General features: G+C 33.5%; 7 protein-coding genes. 3 read left to right on the plus strand and 4 right to left on the minus strand.

The genetic code is table 11. The features are described from left to right. The 3 genes from ACNKXS_RS07300 to ACNKXS_RS07310 form a co-directional block, all read right to left on the minus strand. The coding region (locus ACNKXS_RS07300) for a hypothetical protein (protein ID WP_417920301.1) at nt 1-916 on the minus strand (916 nt) is incomplete at its 3' end. Continuing rightward, on the minus strand, nt 917-1,867 hold the full coding sequence (locus ACNKXS_RS07305) for a GNAT family N-acetyltransferase (RefSeq protein WP_417920302.1): 951 nt from the start codon (nt 1,865-1,867) through the stop codon (nt 917-919). A gap of 3 nt (nt 1,868-1,870) precedes the next feature. After that, on the minus strand, nt 1,871-2,995 hold the full coding sequence (locus ACNKXS_RS07310) for a glycosyltransferase (protein WP_417920303.1): 1,125 nt from the start codon (nt 2,993-2,995) through the stop codon (nt 1,871-1,873). Between the two features lie 303 nt (nt 2,996-3,298). On the opposite strand from ACNKXS_RS07310, the gene ACNKXS_RS07315 reads away from it, so the two are divergent. From ACNKXS_RS07315 to ACNKXS_RS07325, 3 genes are all read left to right on the plus strand, one after another. Then, the gene (locus ACNKXS_RS07315; RefSeq protein ID WP_417920304.1) at nt 3,299-4,105 is read left to right on the plus strand and encodes a polysaccharide deacetylase family protein; all 807 of its coding nucleotides are present in this window, start codon (nt 3,299-3,301) and stop codon (nt 4,103-4,105) included. Then, on the plus strand, nt 4,092-4,970 hold the full coding sequence (locus ACNKXS_RS07320; RefSeq protein WP_417920305.1) for a GNAT family N-acetyltransferase: 879 nt from the start codon (nt 4,092-4,094) through the stop codon (nt 4,968-4,970). The genes ACNKXS_RS07315 and ACNKXS_RS07320 overlap by 14 nt, the downstream gene beginning before the upstream one ends. A gap of 155 nt (nt 4,971-5,125) precedes the next feature. Then, complete coding sequence (locus ACNKXS_RS07325) at nt 5,126-5,872, plus strand: class I SAM-dependent methyltransferase (RefSeq protein WP_417920306.1); 747 nt, start codon at nt 5,126-5,128, stop codon at nt 5,870-5,872. Here the strand turns inward: ACNKXS_RS07325 and ACNKXS_RS07330 are convergent. Next, entirely contained in the window at nt 5,853-6,722 is an 870-nt protein-coding gene (locus ACNKXS_RS07330) for a hypothetical protein (protein WP_417920307.1), read from the minus strand. The genes ACNKXS_RS07325 and ACNKXS_RS07330 overlap by 20 nt on opposite strands. Between the last annotated feature and the right edge of the window lie 152 nt (nt 6,723-6,874).

A 6,874-nucleotide genomic window follows, 5' to 3' on the forward strand; every position in this document is an offset into this window, starting at 1 on the left:
TCTCAGCAGATACTATCAAACCTAATAATCCGGGGGCGTCAAAAAACAACGGACGAAACCAAAATGTAAATAATTTTAAAGGTAATGGATAAGAACTCATATCGACCCCAGAACCAGATTTTGCAAGTTCTCCACCCCTATCTTCAGAAAACTCTTCAAAATCAGACAGTAAGTCATCTGACCCCTCTAATCCTGCAACGGCAAGAATTTGATCTTGAACCAACATTAGTCCACCAATCATTCCAACATAAATCAATAACTTTCTGCTAAATGATATTTTCTCTCTTCCGGTCATGTATCCCAAAACAGTTCCTACTCCAATAAATAAAAACACATGAGGTCTAATAAAGTATATTATCAAAGATGCAAACAACAAAATAAACTTTCGTTCCTTTGGATTTTTAATAGCGTAAGCGAATATCATTAAGGCCATGAATATGGGCGCACCCTTGCCTAGAGAAGCTGTCCAAAAATGCATGTTTGGCAAAAATAAAATAAGCACTAAAAAATCAAACCTGCCAAATACCTTAATTTTAACCGGGATATTCTCTCTAAAGAATAGATAAGCGAATAAAAAGCCAATAAAACCGAACCACGCAAAAAGTACCATCATCATCTCGTAATTAAACTTGAGGTAATTGATGAACGGATAAGAAATGAAATCCATAAAAGTTGTTCCAGTACCAAAAAAATCACCCCAGCTCTTTAGCGGCGATTGAGGACGGTCAAAATAATTCTTTGAATCTGATGGGTTAAAATAGGCATAGGTGTAATAGACTATAAAAAAGAAAAAATGATAGATGAAAAGTGAATTCATGAGTTTCTTATCAAAAAAGCCGTGACTTTTTTGATATCTATTGAATATGGCTTGGGTTACCAGAAGTAATACCAAAAGTAAAATTAACGCACCAATCATTTAAAATAATTCTAAGTCTCCTAAACTATAGCTCCAATTTTGCAATTCTAATAAATCATCTTCCGACTTACTATCAAGATTTAATTTTCTTATTGTCAGCTCAGGCCCATGATTCCCGTTGTGACTAAGACCATAGTTCAAGTCACATCTAGAGGAATAACTTATGAATTGAACTCCTGAGGTCTTTATCCATCTTTTAATATCAGCCTTTACATCTCTTTGGTCCTTATTATTATTTTTCATTAGAACCTCGACAATTCTAAGCTCTCTCATTTTCCCTTGAGATTTAACGTAGCTTGCGATATAGTAATTCTTAGTGGCCTTCACATTATAATTTTGCAAAGGGTTACTTTCGTACCGCCATCGCAAAAATTCTCGATTCTTAGGTGTAAATAGTTGATCGCTATAGGAACTATTCAAATTCACATCAAAAAGCAATAAGTTCAATTCTTCGTCAGTAGATTGAATCTTAACTTCCAAATCAAATTGCTCTGAAGAATTGAACCAATAAATCGGATTCACAGGTTTAAGGTTAACATTCAACTTGGAAACTGTTTGCCAGCCCATTTTGAGGTATCCTGGTTTGCTTTGGTTGTTAGGTGTATTAAAGACAAAATCTCCTTCTTCAGCTTTCGCTATCTCAATTGCTTTCAAGGTTAGTTTTTTAAATATACCTTTACCCTGGTGATCTGGATGTGTAGCAGTATCTACTGCTCTATATGCAGAAAACTTACGGTCGCCTCTTTGCCACTTCCATCGCATTAACGCACGTACTCCTATTATTTTTGAATCTTCAATTGCTAAAAGCACAAGAGATCTACCAAAAGGATTGTCGATATGTTTGTAACGCCAAACCTCTTCAGATTTTTTAGACGAAGTTTCTCCTAAACTTGCCTTGAGCACCTGTAAAATCTCAGGTATGTCTGCGTCGGTAGCCTTTCTAATGTCCATCACTTAAACTATTTTACTGTTGGCAAGTTCTTTATAAATACTTTCTAGCTCATTAACCATTCTTTCAAGACTAAAACTTTCAATAACTCTCGTTCTGGCAGCTTTTTTAAAATTCATCAATTTCTCCGGAGAATCTATTAAAGTCTGACAAAGTTCGCCAAGTTCTTCCCATTTATCCACAGGGCAGATAAGACCATCCTTTTTATCTCGAATCACTTCCTTAATACCTCCGGCATCTGTAGAAACAACAGCGCACTCCATACTCATGGATTCCAGTAAAGCAATTGGAAGGCCTTCGAAGGAAGAACTCATCATGAAAATATCCATGGCTGAAAAATAGGGTTTCACATTCGTTTGTAAACCTGGAAACAAAACCTTTTCAGCCAAATTTAAACGCTTCAATTCAGTTTTAATTTCATTTTCCAATGGTCCGGCCCCAACTATTATTCCATATAAATTTTTATTCCTCTTTTCTAGAGTTTTAAAAACCTTAAGCCATTCTACAAGTCTCTTTTGAAATCTAAAGACCGCAACATTGCCTAATACTACAGCATCCTGCGGAATGCCTAATTCTTTTCTGGTAGCTTCTTTAAAATTACTATCCTTTTGAAACGAATCTGTGTTTACACCGTTTAGAAGAGTGCGTACAGGTATTTTCAAATCAATATTGTTTTTTATTGATTTCGTGACATCTTCAGAAACTCCAAGAGCCAGACTTTGTGAGTTGAAAGTAAACTGGTTAATTTTTTTAGTTACAATATGATATCTTTCCTGCATATTATGTTCACTATAAATTGTAGGAATTCCAGTTTTAGAATATACCAGCCTTCCTAAAAATCCAGCCCAGGGTAAATGACAATGTATAACATCTATGTGATTTGTTTTACAATACTCAATTACTTCAGAATATCGCTGCAACAGGCGAATATTATTATTTGCAGAAAAGCAAGTGACATTTCCTCCGGCATTCTCAATACTTTCAACCATTTGATCTTTCCAGGGAAGAAAATATGCTGTATGAAATTCAAAACTATCTTTATCGTGGATCTTAAGAGTTTCAGGGATTAACATTTCTGCACCTCCACGCCCAAGAGACTTGATTATATGAAGAACCTTTATTTTGCTCATCTAATTCTTTAAATTACCCAGCAAAATTATCCTATTTAGATAAGACTGCAAGAATTATCAGATAAAGTTTAAAATACCAAAACAAGAAGTTACCAAAATTGCCTATTATAGCTGCAAATTTGAGGTGAATACTAAATCAATTTTTTGATTTCGATTTTTACTAATTCATTTAATGACAGAACGATTAAACTAATCTCATTATACGTCTTACAGTTTTTCAGCTTTATGAGAAAATTTTATTACGAAATATTGAGTTTTTTTAACGGCATAATAAGATTCTATTTTAGGAAAAACCTCCGTGTTTTGGCTTACCACGATGTTCCCAATAAAGCTATTTTTTCCAGTCATATAAAATACCTTAAATCACAATACAATATTATTAGCATTGAGACTTTGCGGGAGTCATTGCTCAATGACGATGTAAAACTACCTAATTATTCATTGTTAATAACCTTTGATGATGGGTACAGAAATGTATTAGAAAACGGATTGCCAGTTTTAATTAAAAATAAAGTTAGTAGCTGTATTTTTATAATAACTCGTTATATAGACACAACTACTAATTTTTGGTGGAAGGATGTTGAAGTCAACGGTAAAGTGAAAGGTGAGTCTTCGAAAGAAATTCGACAAACAATAAATAAATTAAAAAAAATTACAAATATAGAAAGAATCGCAGTCTTAAATAAAACCCCTTCAACGGAACAAAAGCAATTAACTTCTGAAGAACTGCGATACATGAAAAGAAATAAAATGTATGTAGGCAATCATACTCATAATCATCCAATGCTCAATAATTGTTCTGACGATGAGATTCAAAACGAATTGGAGGCTTCCAAATATTTATTTGATCTGTGGAAGATTGAAGGGTTTGAGGTTTTTGCTTACCCAAACGGGGATAGAACTGAAAAAACAGATGAGATCCTATTAAAAAACCATATAAAACTGGCATTTTTATTTGATCATAGCATCAATTCAACTAATATTTCTTCAATGGCTATTTCCCGAATTAAAACCAATGCAGATATGCCTTTATCTGAATTGAAAGTTAAAGCTTCAGGACTGCATTCATTAATTTCCAACCTCACATTATTTCGAAATGGTAGCGTATAGACTTATTGATTACAGTACCGACCGTGATGACGTATTAAAACTATTGAATCAAAACCTAACACCCAGAAATACGGATGAGTTCTTTAATTGGAAATACCTTAATTATCCAGGGGGTAGTTCTATAGGTGCTGTCGCAGTTATGGATAAAAAAATTGTAGCAGTGGTTTTTTATCTGCCATTCAATTTTTACAATAACGGACAAATGATTAAGGCTGCCAGACCTGTTGGAGGGTGTACAGATCCTAAGTACAGAGGTAAAGGCATCTTTAAAAAACTTATGAAGTTTTGCCTTGAATCCTATCAGAAAGATTACAAATTTCTTTTCGCCAATCCGAATAGATTTAGTCATCCAGAATTTATGAAAATGGGATGGAAAGAATTAGTTTATGAATACCATATTGGAGTCATTTCCCCCTTTAATTTTAAAAGCAGACTAAATTTTGAATCCAATCCTGGCAACTCTTTATCAAGCGATTTAAAACTTTCACATGAAGATTATGTTTCTGCAGGAACTACAGAATTTATTAATTGGAGATATCAGGATAAAAGATATATTGTTCAGAAATTTAAAACTGGAAGTAATGAAAATTATATCATTTATAGAGTGTCAAAAATAAAAAATGTCAGATCTATCATCTTGTGTGATTATTGTGGGGATGAGTTATATATAAATCAGGCCATTAAAAAAGCGTGTAGGATAGAAGGTACCTGGTTCGTTTATTTCATGAAGAATGATACGACTTCAAAAATAAATTTCCTATTCACTAAACGGCATCGTAAGGTTTTGGTTACTTATACTGAGAGAGAGCCGAATATTATTAAAAAAATTAGATTTTCTCTTGCTGATCTGGAAGGAACGGTTTAATCCTCATTCGAATTTATGAGTTTTAATTAGTAATTTCGCTTGTGGTCTTATCAAAAAAAATTAAAACAATGAATTGACAAGACCTGTTCTAATAGAAGTTTTATCAAGAATTATTGAGGTCTTATTACTGGCAAACCAAAGCTCCATCCAAATAAATGAAAAAAGAAAACAAGTTCGAATACCAGGAAAATCAATATATCTTCCCTTATCATCATATACCTTATTTAGATAGTGAAAACAATGTAGTAAACCATCGTTCATTGGGGTGGGGTTTTAAATATTTCACCTACTTATTGAGAATAAGAGAACTTGTAGAGGAGATTAATCCTGACTCTATATTAGACGTAGGATGTGGTGAAGGGAGATTTTTAGGTCTTTTAGGAAATCGCATTCGTAAGGTTGGAGTCGATCTTTCCCCAAGACCCATAAAATTTGCTCAGGCATTTCATCCAGATATTGAATTTCATTGTGCAGATGCTAATCAATTAAAGGAAGAGTTTGATGTAGTCACTGCTATTGAGGTTTTAGAACATGTTCCCGATGAGCAGGTTACTAATTTTCTGAAAATTTTAGAAAAACGGCTTATAGAAAGCGGAAAGATTATAATTTCAGTACCCACAACAGTTCTTCCAGTATCCGAGAAACACTATCGCCATTATACACTGGAAATTCTTAAGCAACAGTTGGAGAATTCCAAAATTAACTTAGAAATCGAGCATGTAGAGTACGTTTATAAATCTTCTTCCTTGCTCAAACTTTATTCAAAATTGACTCAGAATAAATTGTGGATTATAGAAATTAGGCCTTTACGAAATTTCGTTTGGCGGATGGTGAAATCTAAATATACGATAGCAAACGAGGGTAATGGCGAAGAAATGATTGTCATTTTAAAGAAGAAATGATATGCTCATCCGTTAAGCATTTCACCCACATATCTGAAAACTTTTTATAGCCCAGCATTGAGAAATGACAGTAGTCTAGCAAGCGATATTTTTTATCGAAAAGTAAATCGGTATTGGGTCCTTCGTGAACAATTTCGAAATCTTTTATAATTTTATTTTGAATATCTATCAAGCTACTATCTGATGGTGTATTGCAAATGGATGTTCTTGATAGATATATAGGAATATGAATTCCTTCTCTATACAATTTCTGAAGAAGTATTTTAAAATCCTCATAATAGTTTTCGTTTCCGAATTTCATACTATGATTGATCTCTCCCTGATGAAAAAGTATCGCATCCACTCTACCGTATTTTGCTAATAATTGCTGATAGCTATTTATTAAATAAGTTATATATGGATCTTCAATAAGCTCTTCAAGGCGCTTTCCCTGCCAGCCATTGTTAGAAAAGATAACGCTCTCGTGATTTCCGTTTTCTATTAATTTATCTCCTACTATCCCCCAAACAGAGCCACCCTTACCGGTTCCACCTAACGACGGATCATGGTACAAATACGCCTTCCCTTCCAAAAATTGGTAAACATTTTCCCGAACATCGTATCCAATTTGACCATGATTTACAGAATTAGATTGACCGTAAGTCAGGTAGATCCCAGTGTTCTCTGAAACCGCAATATCCACTTCCACTAAAGAATCAATATCTAAATTTCTTTTACTATTAGTATCAACTCCTTGCTTAATCTCGAAGAAAATGTCAAATGGAAAATAACGGTAATGACCTGTCGCTATCCCAAAACAGTAAGCACCGATTATAAATAAGACTCCTAAAATAAGTGTTTTACTTTTCATTAAATCTAATTAGGGCTAACCAAAATTTTATCAAAAATAGCAGTTTCTTTAGAAATTATAGATTTCATAGGTTCTTCAAAAACCAAGTTTATAATATATATGTTTTTTTCTTTAATTATATTGCGCTCCAAATATAAGACCAGGGTTTCTTG

It is taken from the genome of Christiangramia marina (assembly GCF_048285865.1).
Classification (GTDB): domain Bacteria; phylum Bacteroidota; class Bacteroidia; order Flavobacteriales; family Flavobacteriaceae; genus Christiangramia; species Christiangramia marina.

Coding starts and splice junctions, on each gene's coding strand:
- ACNKXS_RS07305 (WP_417920302.1), bottom strand. CDS start 1,867: ATGGACATTAGAAAGGCTACCGACGCAGACATACCTGAGATTTTACAG.
- ACNKXS_RS07310 (WP_417920303.1), bottom strand. CDS start 2,995: ATGAGCAAAATAAAGGTTCTTCATATAATCAAGTCTCTTGGGCGTGGA.
- ACNKXS_RS07320 (WP_417920305.1), top strand. CDS start 4,092: ATGGTAGCGTATAGACTTATTGATTACAGTACCGACCGTGATGACGTA.
- ACNKXS_RS07330 (WP_417920307.1), bottom strand. CDS start 6,722: ATGAAAAGTAAAACACTTATTTTAGGAGTCTTATTTATAATCGGTGCT.
- ACNKXS_RS07325 (WP_417920306.1), top strand. CDS start 5,126: ATGAAAAAAGAAAACAAGTTCGAATACCAGGAAAATCAATATATCTTC.